Annotated in this window: 16 protein-coding genes; 8 read left to right on the top strand and 8 right to left on the bottom strand. The window is 65.7% G+C overall.

Annotated elements, in window-relative coordinates:
• Positions 1 to 26: 26 nt before the first annotated feature.
• Both HWY30_RS25100 and pdxH read right to left on the bottom strand, forming a co-directional pair.
• The gene (locus HWY30_RS25100) at positions 27 to 1,241 is read right to left on the bottom strand and encodes an SAM-dependent methyltransferase (RefSeq protein ID WP_090801647.1); all 1,215 of its coding nucleotides are present in this window, start codon (positions 1,239 to 1,241) and stop codon (positions 27 to 29) included.
• 149 nt (positions 1,242 to 1,390) lie between these two features.
• Positions 1,391 to 2,032: a pyridoxamine 5'-phosphate oxidase gene (gene pdxH, locus HWY30_RS25095; protein WP_090801646.1), complete on the bottom strand. Its 642-nt coding sequence runs from the start codon at positions 2,030 to 2,032 to the stop codon at positions 1,391 to 1,393.
• 266 nt (positions 2,033 to 2,298) lie between these two features.
• Between pdxH and tcdA the strand changes: the two genes are divergently transcribed.
• Positions 2,299 to 3,156, top strand: coding sequence for a tRNA cyclic N6-threonylcarbamoyladenosine(37) synthase TcdA (gene tcdA, locus HWY30_RS25090; protein WP_090801644.1), 858 nt, complete (start codon positions 2,299 to 2,301; stop codon positions 3,154 to 3,156).
• 68 nt (positions 3,157 to 3,224) lie between these two features.
• On the opposite strand, the gene trxA is transcribed toward tcdA, so the two are convergent.
• Together trxA and HWY30_RS25080 are read right to left on the bottom strand one after the other, a co-directional pair.
• Positions 3,225 to 4,073, bottom strand: coding sequence for a thioredoxin (trxA, locus tag HWY30_RS25085; protein WP_090801643.1), 849 nt, complete (start codon positions 4,071 to 4,073; stop codon positions 3,225 to 3,227).
• Between the two features lie 95 nt (positions 4,074 to 4,168).
• The gene (locus tag HWY30_RS25080; protein ID WP_090801641.1) at positions 4,169 to 5,044 is read right to left on the bottom strand and encodes a pirin family protein; all 876 of its coding nucleotides are present in this window, start codon (positions 5,042 to 5,044) and stop codon (positions 4,169 to 4,171) included.
• A 166-nt stretch (positions 5,045 to 5,210) separates the two neighbouring features.
• Between HWY30_RS25080 and HWY30_RS25075 the strand changes: the two genes are divergently transcribed.
• Positions 5,211 to 6,092, top strand: a complete 882-nt coding sequence (locus tag HWY30_RS25075) for an EamA family transporter (protein WP_090801640.1) — start codon at positions 5,211 to 5,213, stop codon at positions 6,090 to 6,092.
• Positions 6,093 to 6,174: 82 nt separating this feature from the next.
• Here HWY30_RS25075 and HWY30_RS25070 read toward each other — a convergent pair whose 3' ends face one another.
• Both HWY30_RS25070 and tsaE read right to left on the bottom strand, forming a co-directional pair.
• The gene (locus tag HWY30_RS25070) at positions 6,175 to 7,782 is read right to left on the bottom strand and encodes an N-acetylmuramoyl-L-alanine amidase (protein WP_090801639.1); all 1,608 of its coding nucleotides are present in this window, start codon (positions 7,780 to 7,782) and stop codon (positions 6,175 to 6,177) included.
• Positions 7,764 to 8,360 carry a tRNA (adenosine(37)-N6)-threonylcarbamoyltransferase complex ATPase subunit type 1 TsaE gene (gene tsaE / locus HWY30_RS25065; protein ID WP_090801637.1) on the bottom strand — a complete coding sequence of 199 codons (597 nt, stop codon included), beginning with the start codon at positions 8,358 to 8,360 and terminating at the stop codon, positions 7,764 to 7,766. The genes HWY30_RS25070 and tsaE overlap by 19 nt, the downstream gene beginning before the upstream one ends.
• A 17-nt stretch (positions 8,361 to 8,377) precedes the next feature.
• Here tsaE and queG point away from each other — a divergent pair, with 17 nt between their 5' ends.
• From queG to xerD, 3 genes are all read left to right on the top strand, one after another.
• On the top strand, positions 8,378 to 9,688 hold the full coding sequence (gene queG, locus HWY30_RS25060) for a tRNA epoxyqueuosine(34) reductase QueG (RefSeq protein WP_090801636.1): 1,311 nt from the start codon (positions 8,378 to 8,380) through the stop codon (positions 9,686 to 9,688).
• A 337-nt stretch (positions 9,689 to 10,025) separates the two neighbouring features.
• Complete coding sequence (locus tag HWY30_RS25055) at positions 10,026 to 10,496, top strand: methylated-DNA--[protein]-cysteine S-methyltransferase (RefSeq protein ID WP_090801634.1); 471 nt, start codon at positions 10,026 to 10,028, stop codon at positions 10,494 to 10,496.
• Positions 10,493 to 11,449, top strand: a complete 957-nt coding sequence (gene xerD / locus HWY30_RS25050) for a site-specific tyrosine recombinase XerD (protein WP_090801633.1) — start codon at positions 10,493 to 10,495, stop codon at positions 11,447 to 11,449. The genes HWY30_RS25055 and xerD overlap by 4 nt, the downstream gene beginning before the upstream one ends.
• Before the next feature lie 33 nt (positions 11,450 to 11,482).
• On the opposite strand, the gene HWY30_RS25045 is transcribed toward xerD, so the two are convergent.
• Entirely contained in the window at positions 11,483 to 13,045 is a 1,563-nt protein-coding gene (locus HWY30_RS25045) for a class I adenylate-forming enzyme family protein (protein WP_090801631.1), read from the bottom strand.
• Positions 13,046 to 13,196: 151 nt separating this feature from the next.
• Here HWY30_RS25045 and ybaK point away from each other — a divergent pair, with 151 nt between their 5' ends.
• Positions 13,197 to 13,688: a Cys-tRNA(Pro) deacylase gene (gene ybaK, locus HWY30_RS25040; protein ID WP_090801630.1), complete on the top strand. Its 492-nt coding sequence runs from the start codon at positions 13,197 to 13,199 to the stop codon at positions 13,686 to 13,688.
• A gap of 142 nt (positions 13,689 to 13,830) precedes the next feature.
• Positions 13,831 to 14,466, top strand: coding sequence for a glycerol-3-phosphate 1-O-acyltransferase PlsY (gene plsY, locus HWY30_RS25035; RefSeq protein ID WP_090801628.1), 636 nt, complete (start codon positions 13,831 to 13,833; stop codon positions 14,464 to 14,466).
• A 94-nt stretch (positions 14,467 to 14,560) separates the two neighbouring features.
• Here plsY and HWY30_RS25030 read toward each other — a convergent pair whose 3' ends face one another.
• Positions 14,561 to 15,046 (bottom strand): YajQ family cyclic di-GMP-binding protein, encoded by a 486-nt coding sequence (locus HWY30_RS25030; protein WP_090801627.1) that lies wholly within the window; start codon positions 15,044 to 15,046, stop codon positions 14,561 to 14,563.
• Positions 15,047 to 15,329: 283 nt separating this feature from the next.
• Here HWY30_RS25030 and murB point away from each other — a divergent pair, with 283 nt between their 5' ends.
• The gene (murB, locus tag HWY30_RS25025) at positions 15,330 to 16,370 is read left to right on the top strand and encodes a UDP-N-acetylmuramate dehydrogenase (RefSeq protein ID WP_090801625.1); all 1,041 of its coding nucleotides are present in this window, start codon (positions 15,330 to 15,332) and stop codon (positions 16,368 to 16,370) included.
• Positions 16,371 to 16,575: the final 205 nt, after the last annotated feature.

Below are 16,575 nucleotides of genomic sequence, written 5' to 3'. Positions count from 1 at the left end.
CGGTCACAACCCGGGTCACAGCCGGGTCACAGCGGTTTTTCGTACATGTAGCGGCGCGACCACGGCAGGGTTTTCGCGCTGCGGCCGGCTTTGCGGCACACCACCTGGAAAATCGACACGTCGTCGTTTTCGAACGCATACGCGCAGCCGGCCAGATACACGCGCCAGATGCGGAATTTTTCGTCGTCGACGAGCTTGCGCGCCTGGTCTGCGTGGGCTTCGAAATTTTCCGCCCAGATGTCGAGCGTGTGCGCATAGTGACGGCGCAGGCTTTCGACGTCAACCGGTTCGAGCCCGCCGCGCTGCATCGATTCGAGCGCGAGGCTGATGTGCGGCAGCTCGCCGTCCGGGAACACGAAGCGGTCGATGAACTCACCGCCGCCGAGCGCGGTTTCGCCGCTATCGGCGTCGCTCGACGTGATGCCGTGGTTCATCGCGATGCCGTCGTCGGCGAGCAGATCGTGCATCTTCTGGAAATAGCCGGGCAGGTTTTTGCGGCCGACGTGCTCGAACATGCCGACGCTCGTGATGCGGTCGAACTGCCCCTTGACGTCGCGATAGTCCTGCAGGCGGATATCGATCTGGTTTTCGAGGCCCGCCGCTTTCACGCGCGCGGTGGCGAGATCGAACTGGTTCTGCGACAGCGTGACGCCGACGCACTTCGCGCCGAACTTTTGCGCGGCGCGCAGCACGAGCGCGCCCCAGCCGCAGCCGATGTCGAGCAGACGCTGCCCGGGCTGCAGCTGGATTTTGGTCAGAATGTGATCGATTTTCTTCAGTTGCGCGGTCGCGAGGTCTTCGGTGCCGGTCTCGAAGTACGCGCACGAGTAGACCATGTTCTCGTCGAGCCACAACCTGTAGAACTCGTTCGACACGTCGTAGTGATACTGGATCGCTTTCTTATCCGACGTCTTCGAGTGATTGAAGTAGCGCCGCACGCGCGCGAGCTTGCCGGCGCTCGTCACGGTGCTGCGCGCGAGCTGATAGCCGATATTGATGATGTCCGACAGCTTGCCCTCGATGTCGATCTTGCCTTTGACATAGGCTTCGCCAAGATTGTCGAGGCTCGGTTCGAGCAGATAGGGCAGCGCGGTTGCGCTCTTCACGTGTAGCGTGACCCGGGGCGCGGCGAACTGCCCGAAGTCGTGTTGCTGACCGTCCCACAGCACGAGGCGTGCGGGCAGGTTAGCTGTGGTTTTGACATCTTCAACCCACTGCGCCAGCTTTTTCTCCCAGAACATGTGATCTCTCCGTGTTCGTTGATTTAAAGCAAAGCTATGTGGATCGCGACATGGCGCGGCGCATTCCGCGGGCCGCGCAACGCAATCCCGCCGACGCGCGCCGCTACGTTGGCGCCGCCGCCGGCCTCATTCGTCCGGTCATCGACCGGTCAGGGCGACAGGCGTGCGATCAGCCAGTTGGCGCTTTCTTCCGCGCGCGTGTAAAGCAGACGATCGTGCAGCCGAGACGGCCGCCCCTGCCAGAATTCGATCGCGTCGGGCACCAGACGGTAGCCACCCCAGTGCGGCGGACGCGGAGGATTTTCGCCATATTGCAGGCTGATTTCGCGTTCGCGTACTTCGAGCTGCGAACGGCTTTCAATCACCTGACTCTGATTCGATGCCCATGCGCCGATCCGCGAGCCGAGCGGACGAGACGCGAAATACGCGTCACTGTCTGCCTCGCTCGTTTTGACGACGCGGCCCTCGATGCGCACCTGGCGTTCGAGTTCGATCCAGTGAAACAGCAGGCTCGCGTAGGGGTTCACGTTCAGTTCGCGGCCCTTGCGGCTTTCATAGTTGGTGAAGAATACGAAACCGCGTTCGTCGACGCCCTTGATGAGCACGATGCGTGCCGAAGGCCGGCCGCGCGCGTCGACCGTGGCCAGCGTCATTGCATTCGGCTCGGGCAGCTTGGCGTCGATGGCCTGCTGGAACCACGTGTCGAATTGACGGAACGGATCGTGGTTGACGTCGGCAACGTCCAGTGAGCCCAGCGAGTAGTTTTTTCGAAGCTCGGCGAGTGAGATCATATTCTTATGCGAACGCTACAGTGTGGGCCAAGTATAGCTAAGGCGTCAGGTTTTTGCGCGCGAGCGGAGCAACGTATGGCGCGGCGCATGTTGCGCCGGCGCAAGCCTGCAATATTGCGTCGCTGCTCGTGGTCCTGCGCGGCTGTTTTCACGTGTTCAGGCAAAATACGGGCTGCGCGCCCCATTTGCCAAAGCAATTTGCCCAGGCGATTTGCCAAAGCGCCGCCGCCTGCTTTGTTCCGCCTGTGTTTTCGAGCCCTGCCATCATGTCCAGCACCGCCGCGCAATCCGATCTTACTACCAGCCTCGACGCGAACGAAACCGCCGACCGCGCGCGCCGTTTCGGCGGCATCGCCCGTCTGTATGGCGCGCCCGCGCTCGCCGCATTCGAGGGTGCGCACGTCGCGGTGATCGGCATCGGCGGGGTGGGGTCGTGGGTCGCGGAGGCGCTTGCGCGTAGCGCGCTCGGCACGCTGACGCTGATCGATCTCGACAACGTCGCGGAAAGCAACACGAACCGGCAGATTCACGCGCTCGACGGCAACTACGGAAAACCGAAGGTCGAAGCGATGGCCGAACGCATCGCGGCAATCAATCCGTACTGCGAGGTGCGGCTGATCGAGGACTTCGTCGAGCCGGACAATTTCGCGGCCACGCTCGGCGGCGGCTTCGACTATGTGATCGACGCGATCGACAGCGTGCGCACGAAGACCGCGCTGATCGCATGGTGCGTCGAGCGCAAGCAGCCGCTGATCACGGTCGGCGGCGCGGGCGGTCAGCTCGACCCGACGCGGATCCGCATCGACGATCTCGCGCTGACGATCCAGGACCCGCTGCTGTCGAAGGTGCGCGGGCAGTTGCGCAAGCAGCATGGCTTTCCGCGCGGGCCTAAGGCGAAGTTCAAGGTGAACGCCGTGTATTCCGACGAGCCGCTGATCTATCCGGAAGCGGCCGTCTGCGATATCGATGAAGAAGCCGAGCACGTGAGCACGTCGCCGGGGCATACGGGGCCGGTCGGCTTGAACTGCGCGGGGTTTGGCTCCAGCGTGTGCGTGACCGCGAGCTTTGGTTTTGCGGCCGCAGCGTACGTGTTGCGGGAGCTGGCGAAGAAGGCGACGGTTTAGATGGCAGCCCGGGCGGCGGTTTCAACCGCGCTGACCCAGGCTGCCATCGGGCAAAACATCACAATCGATCAATACAACGACGCGCTCAGCCTGCGCCGCCACTGCGACACCAGCTCCGGCTGATGCGCGGCCAGATCGAACACCGACAACATCGTCTTGCGGCCGATATCGTCGCGGAACGCGCGGTCGCGTTGCACGATCGCGAGCAGATGTTCGAGCGCCTGCGCGTATTTGCGTCGCGCGATAAACGCATTGGCGAGATCGAAGCGTGCTTCGAGATCGTCGGGGTGGCCGGCGACACGCGCTTCGAGCGCATCGGTGGGCGGCAGGTCCGCGGCGGCGTCCACCGCGTCGAGCCGCGTCTTGATCGCGTTGAAACGCGCGTCGATGCCTTGCGTGGTTTTCGGCGACAGCAGATCGACTTCGTTGCGGGCCTCATCGATGCGGTTGTCTTCGAGCAGTAACTCGATGCGGTCCATGCGCGCGTCGTCGAAGCCCGGGTCGTAAGCGAGCGCCGCTTGCAGCAGGTCGTAGGCGTCGTCGCGGCGGCCTTCGGCGAGCGCGGTCTGCGCTTCGATGCGCGCGGCCGGCGCCCCTTGCGGCACGAGCCGGTCGAGGAACTCGCGCAGCTGTCCTTCCGTCAGCACGCCGACGAACTGATCGACGGCCTGGCCGTCGGCGAACGCGATCACGTGCGGAATGCTGCGCACCTGGAAGTGCGCGGCCAGCTCGTGGTTCTCGTCCACGTTGACCTTCACGAGCTTCCATTTGCCGGCGGCTTCGGCTTCGAGCTTTTCGAGCATCGGGCCGAGACTCTTGCAGGGGCCGCACCACGGCGCCCAGAAATCGACCAGCACGGGGGCCAGCATCGACGCCTTGATGACGTCCTGTTCGAAAGTGGCCAGAGTGGTGTCCATTGCGTCCTCGTCGATAGAAACGGTTTGTGAACAGGCGCTACGTGGGGCCGAATCGCGCGAATTCAATGCGGTGATTCGCGCGCGGCCCAGCGCCGTCACTTGCGCTGCGGCAGCGCAATCCATTCGGTTTCGCCGGGCACGTGGCCCATTTCCTGATTGGTCCACGCGAGCTTCGCGGCTTCGATTTTCTCGCGCGAGCTCGCGACGAAATTCCATTCGATGAAGCGCTCGCCGTCGAGCTTCTCGCCGCCGAGCAGCATCGCGCGCGCGCCGTGCGTGCTCGCGAGCGTGACGGTTTCGTCGAGCGCGAGCACGGCCATCTGGCCCGCTTCGAGCGGCGTGCCGTCGATCTCCAGATCGCCTTCCACCAGATATACACCGCGCTCCTCGTGCTCCGGTTCGAGCGCGAACGCGCTGCCCGGCGTGAAGTCGGCGGCGACGTACAGCGTGCCCGAAAACGTCGCGACCGGCGACACCGCGCCGAACGCGGTGCCCGCGATTACGCGCAGCGTCACGCCGTTGCGCTCGACGACCGGCAAGGTCGCGGCCGCGTGATGCGCGAACGACGGCTCGGCGTCTTCATCGGCGAGCGGCAGCGCGACCCAGGTCTGGATGCCGTGAATCGTCTGGCCGCGCGCGCGGTCTTCCGGCGGCGTTCGCTCCGAATGGACGATGCCGCGCCCGGCCGTCATCCAGTTGACGTCGCCGGGGACGATCTTCTGCTCGGAGCCGAGGCTGTCGCGATGCATGATCGCGCCGTCGAACAGATAGGTGACGGTCGCGAGGCCGATATGCGGATGCGGGCGCACGTCGAGGCCGCTGCCGGGTTCGAGGGTCGCGGGGCCCATGTGGTCGAAGAAAATGAACGGGCCGACGAGGCGCGCCGCCATCGCAGGCAGGACACGCCGCACGGTCAGATTGCCGATGTCGCGTAAGTGCGGTTTGAGGACGGCTTTGATCGAGGAAGTCATGGGCAGGCTCGACGGGAAAGTGGAAGGAGAAGACTCGAATGGTCGATTCTACTGCGCGCGCGCGCTGCCGACGGCATCGGCGCACGCTCGCCATGAGCGGGCGCACCGAAGCGAATTTGCGGCCTCCGTTACACTGCCAGATCGAACCATTTCTTTGGAGACCCGGATGTCGCCCAGGGACTTGCTGCTCGCGCTGATCGTCGTGCTCGCGTGGGGCGTCAATTTCGTCGTGATCAAGGTCGGCCTGCACGGCGTGCCGCCGATGCTGCTCGGCGCGCTGCGCTTTACGCTCGCTGCGGTGCCGGCGGTGTTTTTCGTCAAGCGGCCGCAGATGCCGTGGCGGTGGCTGTTCGCCTACGGCGCGACGATCTCGTTCGGGCAATTCGCGTTCCTGTTCTCGGCGATGTACGTCGGCATGCCGGCGGGGCTTGCATCGCTGGTGCTTCAGGCGCAGGCGTTTTTCACGCTGATCTTCGCGGCGCTGTTTCTGCACGAGCGCTTCCGTTTGCCGAACGTCGCGGGTCTGCTGGTCGCCGCGGCGGGGCTCGCGGTGATCGGCCTGCAAGGCGGCCACACGATGTCCGTCGCTGGTTTCCTGCTGACGCTGTGCGCCGCGTGCATGTGGGCACTCGGCAACATCGTTACGAAGAAGGTCGGCAAGGTCGATCTGGTCGGACTCGTCGTGTGGGGGAGCCTGATTCCGCCGCTGCCGTTTTTCGCGGCGTCGTTCGTGTTCGAAGGGCCGCGCGAGATCGCCGCCGCGCTGACCGGTATCAGCGCGCTGTCGATCTTCGCGATTGTCTATCTGGCGTTTATCGCGACGCTGCTCGGCTATGGCTTGTGGAGCCGTCTGCTGTCGCGCTATCCGGCGAGCCAGGTCGCGCCGTTCTCGCTGCTGGTGCCAATCGTCGGACTCGCGTCGGCGTCGCTGCTGCTCGGCGAGCAACTGTCTGCGATGCAGGTGGCGGGCGCGTTGCTCGTGATGGCGGGGCTCGCGGTCAACGTGTTCGGCGGCTGGGTCGTGCAGCGCTTGATACCGGCACGCTGAGCAACCGTTGCGCCACGGGTTGCGAGCGTGAATCACAAAACGGCCGGAGGGCCGTTTTGTGATTGCTTCGTGTGTGCCGACATCACGTCATGCGGCTCTTTGCGAGCGGCGGATTCGCCGCGAAATAGCGCTTGATGCCGGTCAGGATCGCGCTGGCCATCTTGTCGCGATACGCGTCGTCGTTGAGGCGGCGCTCTTCGTCCGGATTGCTGATGAACGCGGTCTCGACGAGGATCGACGGAATGTCCGGCGCCTTCAGCACCGCGAAGCCGGCCTGCTCGACCGAGCCCTTGTGCAGCTTGTTGATGTCGCCGATCTCTTTGAGCACGAAGTTGCCGTAGCGCATCGAGTCGCGAATCTGCGCGGTGGTCGACATGTCGAACAGTGCGCGGTTCACGGTGGCGTCGTCGGACTTGATGTTGATGCCGCCGATCAGATCCGACGAGTTCTCCTTGTTCGCCATCCAGCGCGCGGCCGCGCTCGACGCGCCGTGCTCCGACAGCGCGAACACCGAGGAGCCCTTCGCCTCGGGCGTCGTGAACGCGTCCGCGTGGATCGACACGAACAGGTCCGCGCCGACGCGGCGCGCTTTCTGCACGCGCACGTTCAGCGGCACGAAGAAGTCGGCGTCGCGCGTCATCATCGCGCGCATGTTCGGCTGCGCGTCGATCTTCGCGCGCAGCTTCTTCGCGATGTCGAGCGCGACGTGCTTCTCGTAGGTGCCTGCGCCGCCGATCGCGCCCGGGTCCTCGCCGCCATGACCCGGATCGATTGCGACGGTGAGCAGTCGCACGGTGTTGCTGCGGCTCGACTTCGGTGTGGTGAATGCGTAGGTGTCGCCGCTGTCGCCGAGGTTGTCGTCGTTGCTGTCGAGACCGCGTGCGGTGCTGTTGCTGTTGGCGTTGCCACCCTTGTTGCGCGCCAGTGTGGCAGGCGGCGCGGAGGGCGCGGACGGCGCCGCCTGCCTGCCGGCAATGACCGGCGCGGACGGCGCCGTCGTGCCATGCGTGGGCGCATGCGGTACGCCCGCGGCGCCATTGCCGGCGCCACCGCTCTGCGCGTAGTGCTCGAAGAACGCTTCGCTGTTGTCGACCGGCGGCGCCGTGCCGGGGCCGGCAAGCGTCGCGGGCGGCGCGCTGTTTTCTTCGTTGAGCGCCTGCTGCTTGCGCTCGGTCTGCGCGAGCAGGTCCATCAACGGATCGGGCGCGACAGCCGGATACAGGTCGAACACGAGCCGGTACTTGTACGCGCCGACCGGCGGCAGCGCGAACACCTGCGGCTTCACCGAGCCCTTCAGGTCGAACACCATGCGCACCACGTGCGGCTGATACTGCCCGACCCGCACCGACGAAATCTGCGGATCGTTCGGTGTGATCTTCGAGACCAGCTCCTTCAGCGCCTGATCGAGGTCGAGGCCGTTCAGATCGACGACGAGCCGGTCCGGTCCCTGCAGCAGTTGCTGCGTGTTCTGCAGCGGCTGATCGGATTCGATCGTCACGCGCGTGTAGTCGCGCGCGGGCCACACGCGCACGCCGAGCACCGAGCTCGCAAACGCGAGACGCGGGGCGACGAGGCCGAGCACCAGCGTCGACGCACCGGCGCGCAGGATCTGCCGGCGCCGCCAGTTATGCGTTGCGCCCGCCGCCGATTCGATCGAATGGAATGGTTTGATTAACATCTTTCGAGACATGCCTTTCCTGATTCGCTATAAGCGCGTGCGACGAGTACGCGTGCGTCCGCGTTTGCGTCTGTGTTGCCGACGAGCCCGAGCGAGAAGACGAGATCCGGCACGCCGAGCAGCGCTCCCGCGCGTTGCGGCCATTCGACGAGGCAGACCGCGCCGCTGTCGAAATATTCGCGAAAGCCCGCGTCGGCCCATTCGGCCGGATCGGTGAATCTGTACAGATCGAAGTGATAGAGCGCGAGTTCCCCGGCGGGCCGCTCGAGCACATACGGTTCGACGAGCGTGTAGGTCGGACTGCGCACGCGGCCGGTGTGGCCGAGGCCGCGCAAGGTCGCGCGCACGAGCGTGGTTTTGCCGGCGCCGAGGTCGCCGACCAGTTGGACTTGCAGGCCGTGGAACGCGGGGCCGCTTGCGGTGCCAGGCTGGGCTGGCTGTGCCTGATGCGAGGCCGCGCGCACGCTTTCGATCGCCTGTGCGAAGCGCGCGCCGAACGCCTGCGTGGCGGCTTCGTCCGCGAGCGCGACAGAGCGTTCGAGCAGCACGGGAGCGGACGGTAGGGGCGCGTGATCGGGATTGACAGGCATTCTCGTAAAATGGCGTGATGAACCGAAGTCCGAAGTCCCCTGTTTTCTGCACGCCCGCATCGGCCGATGATGCCGCGCGAGCTTCTGGCGCAACGTCCCGTTTCGACGAGGCGGCGCTTCGTGCGCTCGCGCTCGACGTCAAGACGTGGGGCCGTGAACTCGGTTTCGGGGCGATCGGCATTAGCGATACCGATCTGTCGGCCGCCGAAGCGCCGCTTGCAGCGTGGCTCGAAGCGGGTTGCCACGGCGAGATGGATTATATGGCCAAACACGGCATGAAACGCGCGCGGCCGGCCGAGCTTGTGGCTGGCACGCGACGTGTGATCACCGCGCGCATCGCCTATTTGCCTGCGCAGACGCTGGAAGCAGAGGCGGCTGAAGGGGCGCATGAAGAGGGACATGAAAGCGCGCCTGAAAGCATGCCGCAAGACGTAACGCAACCCGCCTCACGCGCGACACCCCGCGCGCGCGACTGGCGCGCGGCCGAGCACGCGCGGCTCGCGGACCCGTCGACGGCGGTCGTGTCGATCTATGCGCGCGGCCGCGACTATCACAAGGTGATGCGCCAGCGCCTGCAACAACTGGCCGACCGGATCGAAGCGGTGATCGGGCCGTTCGGCTATCGCGTGTTCACCGATTCGGCGCCGGTGCTCGAAGTCGAGCTCGCGCAGAAGGCCGGCATCGGCTGGCGCGGCAAGCACACGTTGCTGCTGCAGCGCGACGCCGGCTCGCTGTTTTTCCTCGGCGAGATCTATGTCGACGTCCCGCTGCCTACCGACGCCGAAACCTCACCTGAGGCCGCGCCCGAAACGCCGGGCTCGCATTGCGGCAGCTGCGCGCGCTGCATCGGCGCCTGTCCGACCGGTGCGATCGTCGCGCCGTACAAGGTCGACGCGCGGCGTTGCATCTCGTATCTGACGATCGAGCTGAAGGGCAGTATTCCGCTCGACCTGCGGCCGCTGATCGGCAATCGGGTGTACGGCTGTGACGATTGCCAGCTCGTGTGTCCCTGGAACAAGTTCGCGCAGGCCGCACCGGTCGCCGATTTCGACGTGCGGCACGGGCTCGATCGCGCGTCGCTGGTCGAACTGTTCGCGTGGAGCGCCGAGGAGTTCGATACGCGCATGCAGGGCAGCGCGATTCGCCGCATCGGCTACGAGAGCTGGCTGCGCAATCTCGCGGTCGGCATGGGTAACGCGTTGCGCGCCGCGCCCGGAAGTCTGGACCTCGATGCCCGTGGCGCGATCGTGCTGGCTTTGAGGCAGCGAGCCGACGATCCGTCGGCGGTCGTGCGCGAGCATGTGGAGTGGGCGCTCGAAGCGGCGTAAAGTCGTGGCAATTCGGTGCCGGCGATCTGGCACGCTAGGGTCTGTTTACATATGGAACGCACGTGCGTTGCCGCGAGAAGGGCCGCTCGCAAGGATTGCGACGCCGCGAATACTCGACGTATTCGCAAGGAGCATGACGCAGCGAGCGGCCCTTCTCGCGGCAACCCCAGTTCTGAATTTCATTCCAGGGGAATGCCCGCTATCGGCCGCATGGCGGCGTCGTGCGTCGCTCACGTGGCGCGGCCACGCAGCGCTCCTTACTCCTTGCCCTGCGGCCGATAGCGGGCATTCGCACGTGCGTTCCATATGTAAACAGACCCTAGAGGAGCAGGCAATCATGTTCAACGCAGTGATCGATGCGCCGTTCGGCAAGATCGGCATCCGGCTCGAAGGCGAAGCCGTGCGCGAGATCGTCTATCTGCCCGACTCGACGCCCAACGTCGCGCCCGACACGCCGCTCGCACGCGAGGTGGCCGAACAGATCGAGCGTTATTTCGAGCACGCGTCAGCGAAATTCGAGCTGCCGCTCGCCGAGTGCGGCACCGCGTTCCAGCGGCGCGTGTGGCAGGCGATCAGCGACATCCCGCCCGGCGTCGTGCTGACTTACGGACAACTCGCCAAGCAGCTCGGCAGCGTGCCGCGCGCGGTCGGCCAGGCGTGCGGCGCCAATTTCTTTCCGATCGTGATTCCGTGCCACCGCGTGGTGAGTTCGAGCGGCATCGGCGGCTTCGCGCATGATGGCGGCGACGGCTTCTTCCGCAACGTGAAGCGCTGGTTGCTCGCGCATGAAGGTGTGCCGTACGTATGAGCACCAGCACCACCACCAATACCGCTGTACACGTCGAAGACACGGCCGCCGCATCACCGCTGCTGCTGACCAGCGCCGCATCGATCGACGCCTTCTGCGACGCGCTGTGGCTCGAGCATGGCCTGTCGCGCAACACGCTCGAAGCGTATCGCCGCGACTTGCGGCTCTTCTGCGAATGGCTCGCGCACGCGCGCAACGCTTCGCTCGACACCGCGAGCGAAGCCGACCTGAGCGCCTACAGCGCGGCGCGGCAAAAGGACAAGGCGACCTCGGCGAACCGCCGGCTGTCGGTGTTTCGCCGCTATTACGCATGGGCGGTGCGCGAGCATCGCGCGGCCGCCGATCCGACCTTGCGCATCCGCTCGGCGAAGCAGCCGCCGCGATTTCCTTCGACGTTGAGCGAGGTCCAGGTCGAAGCGTTGCTCGGCGCACCCGACATCGACACGCCGCTCGGCTTGCGCGATCGCACGATGCTCGAGTTGATGTACGCGAGCGGCTTGCGAGTGACCGAACTGGTCACACTGAAAACCGTCGAGGTGGGACTCAACGAAGGCGTCGTGCGCGTCACTGGCAAGGGCTCGAAGGAGCGGCTGGTTCCGTTCGGCGAAGAGGCGCACGCGTGGATCGAGCGCTATCTGCGCGAGGCGCGCCCGGCGCTCCTCGGCCGGCGCGCGGCCGATGCGCTATTCGTGACGACACGCGCGGAAGGCATGACGCGCCAGCAGTTCTGGAACATCATCAAGCGACACGCGCAGGCCGCGGGCGTCCATGCGCCGTTGTCGCCGCACACGCTGCGGCACGCGTTCGCGACCCATCTGCTCAATCACGGCGCGGATCTGCGCGTCGTGCAATTGCTGCTCGGTCACACCGATATTTCGACGACGCAGATCTACACGCACGTCGCGCGAGAGCGGCTGAAATCGCTGCATGCGCAGCATCATCCGCGCGGGTGAGCACGACGTGAAGCGCGTGGGTGCCCGCGCGCTTCACACGAACTCGCGTAACCGGTGCTTGAGAATCTTGCCGGTCGATGCGGCCGGCAGCGCCGCGAGCACCTTCAGCTCGGCTGGCCGCTTATACGGCGCGAGCCGCTCGCCGCACCACGCGATCAACTCCGCGGGCGTGACCGTCGCGCCGGAAACCAGTTCGACGAACGCGATCACCTCCTCGTTGCCCTCGACCGCGCGTCCGATCACCGCCGACTGCACGACCTGCGGATGCGCGTTCAGCACGTGCTCGACCTCGGCCGGATACACGTTGAAGCCCGAGCGGATGATCAGCTCCTTGCTGCGCCCGACGATATGCAACGCGCCGTCCGCGGCCTGCCGCGCGAGGTCGCCGGTCTTCAGCCAGCCATCCTCGGTGGCGGTCGCGCGGGTCTGCTCGGGGTTGCGGTAATAGCCGAGCATCACGTTCGGCCCGCGCACCCATAGCTCGCCGATCTCGCCCGGCGCGGCTTCGGCGCCGCCGAGCCCGACGAACTTCACTTCGACGCCTGGAATGACTTCGCCGACCGAGCAATCGGCGCGCGGTGCGTCGACCATCGTCTGCGACACGGTCGGGCTGCTTTCGGTCATGCCGTAGCCGTTGTGCAGCGGCAGACCGTACACGGCTTCGACCTGCGCCTTCAGCGCGGCGTCGAGCGGCGAGCCGCCCGAGTACGCGAAGCGCAGTCGCGGCGCGGACCATGCGTGGCCGTGCGTGTGCAGATGTTCGAGCAGCTTCGCGTGCATCGCCGGCACGCCCTGGAAGATCGAGACGTGCTCGGCGGCGAGGGCGAGGCGCACCGCTTCCGGCACGAAGCGCGGCGCGAGCCGCAACGTCGCGCCCGCATGCAGGCTGCCGAGACACACCGACGCGAAGCCGTACACATGCGAGATCGGCAGCACCGCATAGACGACGTCGTCGGGCCCGACCTGGCGCAGCCGGCTCGACACGGCCGCGATGTACAGCAGATTGCGATGCGACAGCATCACGCCTTTCGGCGTGCCGGTGGTGCCGGTCGTGTAGATCAGCGCCGCGCATTGGCGGTCGCTGGCGGCTTCGACGGCTTCGGCTTGCGCGCTGCTGTCCACCGCATACGACCATGCGCCGATGTCCGGCGACAGCGTGGGTGCGGGTGTCGCTCGATGCCGCTCAGCATGCTGGCGTGCGTCGGGCGAGCTTTCGAGCGCATACGCGACGACGCGCGGTTGCGCATGCGCGCGGATCGAATCGAGTTCGGCGGCCGACAGTCGGGCGTTCGACACGAGCGCCCACGCATCGAGCTTCGCGGTCGCGAACAGCAGCACGATTTGCGCGATGCTGTTCTCCGCGACGATCATCACGCGATCGCCGCCGCGCACGCCCCAGTCGCGCAGCAGCGCGGCGGCCGCTTCGACGGCCTCGCGCAGTTGCGCGTTGGTCAGGCGGCGCGCATCTTCGATCAGCGCGACATGCCGCGGATCGCGCGCGGCGGCGAGCGCCGGAATGTCGCCGATGCGCGCGGGCAGGGCGGCGAGCAGCGCGGGGATATCGATCGTGGAACGGATGGATGAAGCCTGCTTCAACACTGTCTCCTCTTTACCAATTCGTGGCCCTGCGCGCAGTATCTCGCACCGCGCCGGCATATTTTCGAACGATCGTGCCACAAGTGTCGAACCCGCACAATTGGCCATCCGGCAAATAGCCGTTGTGCAAACTCGCCATTACAATGCGCCGATGAGCAAATCCAGACATGTGTCGGAAACACCCGCCACGCAGTTGCTGCGCCGTCACGGCGTCACGTTCGGCGAGCATCCTTACGACTACGTCGAGCATGGCGGCACCGCGGAATCGTCGTGCCAGCTCGGCGTCGACGAGCATCACGTCGTGAAGACGCTGGTGATGGAAGACGAGCACGCGAAGCCGTTGATCGTGCTGATGCACGGCGATCGCACCGTCAGCACCAAGAACCTCGCGCGGCAGATCGGCGCGAAGCGCGTCGAGCCGTGCAAGCCCGAGGTCGCGAACCGGCATTCGGGTTATCTGATCGGCGGCACGTCGCCGTTCGGCACGCGCAAGCAGATGCCGGTGTATGTCGAGTCGACCATTCTCGAGATGGACAAAATCTGGTTGAACGGCGGGCGGCGCGGCTTTCTCGTCAGCATCGAGCCGAAGGTGCTCACCGATCTGCTCGCGGCAAAGCCGGTGCAATGCGCGAGCGTGGACTGACGCCGATGAGCGGGTTGACGTTTGCCTGAATGTTTTTCGCGCGGACGCGTTCGGTAAAATGTGCGCCGCCCTGATTCGACGGGCATGCCCTGTTGCGGTTGGGGTATCGAATGTCAGACCGCGATCCTTATAAGAGTCCCAGATGCAAAACCTGATCGTCGCTGTCGTTGCCTATCTGATCGGTTCGTTGTCGTTTGCCGTGATCGTGAGCGCCGCGATGGGTCTCGACGACCCGCGCTCGTACGGCTCGGGCAACCCGGGCGCCACCAACGTGCTGCGCAGCGGCAGCAAGAAGGCCGCGATTCTGACGCTGATCGGCGACGCCTTCAAGGGCTGGCTGCCGGTATGGCTGGTCGTGCATTTCGGCGCGCATTACGGGCTCGACGAGCGCGCGATCGCGATTGCGTCGCTTGCGGTGTTTCTCGGTCACCTGTATCCGATTTTCTTCCGCTTCAAGGGCGGCAAAGGCGTCGCGACCGCCGCGGGCGTGCTGCTCGCGATCAACCCGACGCTCGGCGTCGCGACCTTGCTAACCTGGCTGATCGTCGCGTTCTTTACGCGCTACTCGTCGCTCGCGGCGCTGTGCTCGGCGCTGTTCGCGCCGCTGTTCTACGTGTTTCTGTTCGGGCCGCGCATCGTCGCGCTCGCGGTTCTGGTGATGAGCCTGCTGCTCGTGTGGCGGCATCGCGGCAATATTGCGAAGCTGATGCGGGGGCAGGAGAGCCGTATCGGCGACAAAAAGAAGGCAGCCGGTCCGGCGGCGGGCAACGATCTTTGAAGTGGGCTGAGCGCTTCGCCCGGCCCGATGGCCCGATGCGAAGCGCTTCCGGGTCCGGCGGCAGGCTCGTTGCAAGCCAGGCGCGCCGTGCCGCTTAGTCGCGGAAGTTGTTGAAGTCGAGCGGCGTGTCGGTCACGTCCTTGCGTAGCATCGCCATCACGCTTTGCAGATCATCGCGCTTCGCACCGGTGATGCGCACCGCATCGCCCTGAATGCTCGCCTGCACCTTGATCTTGCTGTCCTTCACCAGACGCACGATTTTCTTCGACAGATCGCCCGAGACGCCCTTCTTGATCTTGATGACCTGCTTGACCTTGTCGCCGCCGATCTTCTCGATCTTGCCGTAGTCGAGGAAGCGCACGTCGACGTTGCGCTTGGCCATTTTCGACAGCAGCACGTCCTTCACCTGGCCGAGCTTGAAGTCGTCGTCGGCGTACGCGGTGATTTCGTTTTCCTTGTGTTCGACGCGCGCGTCGGACCCCTTGAAGTCGAAACGCGTCGAAATTTCCTTGTTGGACTGTTCGATCGCGTTCTTGACTTCGATCATGTTCGCTTCGCAGACGACGTCAAACGATGGCATTGCTTTCTCCCAATAGTGCGGCAGTGCGCGACACAGCCGGTCGGCTGAGCGCGAGGCACTCGCTATAATCACGGACCGGACGTCATTTTACCGACGCCGCTCTCTTTTGCCCAAGGCCGCCGCGCGGCGTCGCGACGGCGGGCGATCCCGCGTCGGGCGGCGCCGCTCGTGTCGTCAGGCGCGTCATTGGTGGTTTTTGTCGTTTCCTGTTGCTTCCCGTCGTTGCCCTGTTGCCATTCCGATGTCCCAATCCGCTCTTGCCGCTCCCGCCGTCGCGTCCCTCATGGCCGGCTATCCGCTGAAGGTCCACAACACGTTCGGCTTCGACGTGCGCGCGCAGTTCGCGTGCCGGATCGAGCGTGAGGAACAGTTGCTCGCCGCGGTGCGCGATCCGCGCGTCGAGGGCCTGCCGCGCCTCGTGCTGGGCGGTGGTAGCAACGTCATGCTGACCGGCGACTTCGCCGGGCTCGTGCTGCTGGTGGCGCTGCGCGGGCGCCGCGTGGTGCGCGAGGATCAGGATGCGTGGTATGTCGAGGCGGCTGGCGGCGAGCCGTGGCACGAGTTCGTCGCGTGGACGTTGGCGCAGGGCATGCCCGGCCTCGAGAATCTCGCGCTGATACCTGGCACGGTCGGCGCGGCGCCAATCCAGAACATCGGCGCGTACGGGCTCGAAATGTGCGAACGCTTCGCGTCGCTGCGGGCGATCGAGCTCGTGACCGGCGAGGCCGTCGAACTCGACGGCGATGCGTGCCGGTTCGGCTATCGCGACAGCCTTTTCAAGCGGGAAGGGCGCGAGCGCTTCGTGATTGCGTCGGTGACGTTCCGTTTGCCGAAGGCGTGGCAGCCGCGCGCGGGCTACGCGGATCTCGCGCGCGAGCTGGCGGCGCGCGGTCCTGCGGCGAGCGCTGGCCAAGCCGAGGGTGCGGCCACGCAGCCGACCGCGCAAGCCATTTTCGATGCGGTCGTCGCCGTGCGGCGTGCGAAGCTGCCCGATCCGCTCGAACTGGGCAACGCGGGGAGCTTCTTCAAGAATCCGGTAATCGATGCCGCCCAGTTCGAGGCGCTGAAGCGTCGCGAGCCGGAAGTCGTGTCGTATGTGCAAGCGGATGGGCGGGTGAAGCTGGCGGCCGGCTGGCTGATCGACCGATGCGGCTGGAAGGGCCGCGCGATGGGCGCGGCGGCCGTGCATGAGCGACAGGCGCTGGTGCTGGTGAATCGCGGTGGCGCGAGCGGCACGGAAGTGTTGGCGCTGGCACGGGCGATCCAGCACGACGTGTTCGAGCGATTCGGCGTGGAACTGGAGGCGGAGCCAGTTTGCCTGTGAGCGGCAGTTCTCTCTTTTCGCGCTGAGTTGCCCCGCGGAGCGTCGCCGCCGACGAATGCAAAAGGCGCCGGGAGTTTCCTCCCGGTGCCTTTTTTGGTGCGCCAGGCATGGCGCGTAGCGCCGTGACTGGCGCTGTCCGACCCGCTGTGGTGGCGAGCCGGATGACTTGGGGGTGAAAGTCCTCTGCACACCCGGCAAGGGGAAG

Source organism: Paraburkholderia tuberum STM678, assembly GCF_902833905.1.
Classification (GTDB): domain Bacteria; phylum Pseudomonadota; class Gammaproteobacteria; order Burkholderiales; family Burkholderiaceae; genus Paraburkholderia; species Paraburkholderia tuberum.
The sequence above is the reverse complement of the archived record's forward strand: the minus strand, read 5'-3'. Positions and strand labels throughout refer to the sequence as shown.

Coding starts and splice junctions, on each gene's coding strand:
- tcdA (WP_090801644.1), top strand. CDS start 2,299: ATGTCCAGCACCGCCGCGCAATCCGATCTTACTACCAGCCTCGACGCG.
- HWY30_RS25080 (WP_090801641.1), bottom strand. CDS start 5,044: ATGACTTCCTCGATCAAAGCCGTCCTCAAACCGCACTTACGCGACATC.
- HWY30_RS25055 (WP_090801634.1), top strand. CDS start 10,026: ATGTTCAACGCAGTGATCGATGCGCCGTTCGGCAAGATCGGCATCCGG.
- xerD (WP_090801633.1), top strand. CDS start 10,493: ATGAGCACCAGCACCACCACCAATACCGCTGTACACGTCGAAGACACG.
- HWY30_RS25030 (WP_090801627.1), bottom strand. CDS start 15,046: ATGCCATCGTTTGACGTCGTCTGCGAAGCGAACATGATCGAAGTCAAG.
- trxA (WP_090801643.1), bottom strand. CDS start 4,073: ATGGACACCACTCTGGCCACTTTCGAACAGGACGTCATCAAGGCGTCG.
- murB (WP_090801625.1), top strand. CDS start 15,330: ATGGCCGGCTATCCGCTGAAGGTCCACAACACGTTCGGCTTCGACGTG.
- HWY30_RS25075 (WP_090801640.1), top strand. CDS start 5,211: ATGTCGCCCAGGGACTTGCTGCTCGCGCTGATCGTCGTGCTCGCGTGG.
- ybaK (WP_090801630.1), top strand. CDS start 13,197: ATGAGCAAATCCAGACATGTGTCGGAAACACCCGCCACGCAGTTGCTG.
- queG (WP_090801636.1), top strand. CDS start 8,378: ATGAACCGAAGTCCGAAGTCCCCTGTTTTCTGCACGCCCGCATCGGCC.
- tsaE (WP_090801637.1), bottom strand. CDS start 8,360: ATGCCTGTCAATCCCGATCACGCGCCCCTACCGTCCGCTCCCGTGCTG.
- HWY30_RS25100 (WP_090801647.1), bottom strand. CDS start 1,241: ATGTTCTGGGAGAAAAAGCTGGCGCAGTGGGTTGAAGATGTCAAAACC.
- pdxH (WP_090801646.1), bottom strand. CDS start 2,032: ATGATCTCACTCGCCGAGCTTCGAAAAAACTACTCGCTGGGCTCACTG.
- HWY30_RS25070 (WP_090801639.1), bottom strand. CDS start 7,782: ATGTCTCGAAAGATGTTAATCAAACCATTCCATTCGATCGAATCGGCG.
- plsY (WP_090801628.1), top strand. CDS start 13,831: ATGCAAAACCTGATCGTCGCTGTCGTTGCCTATCTGATCGGTTCGTTG.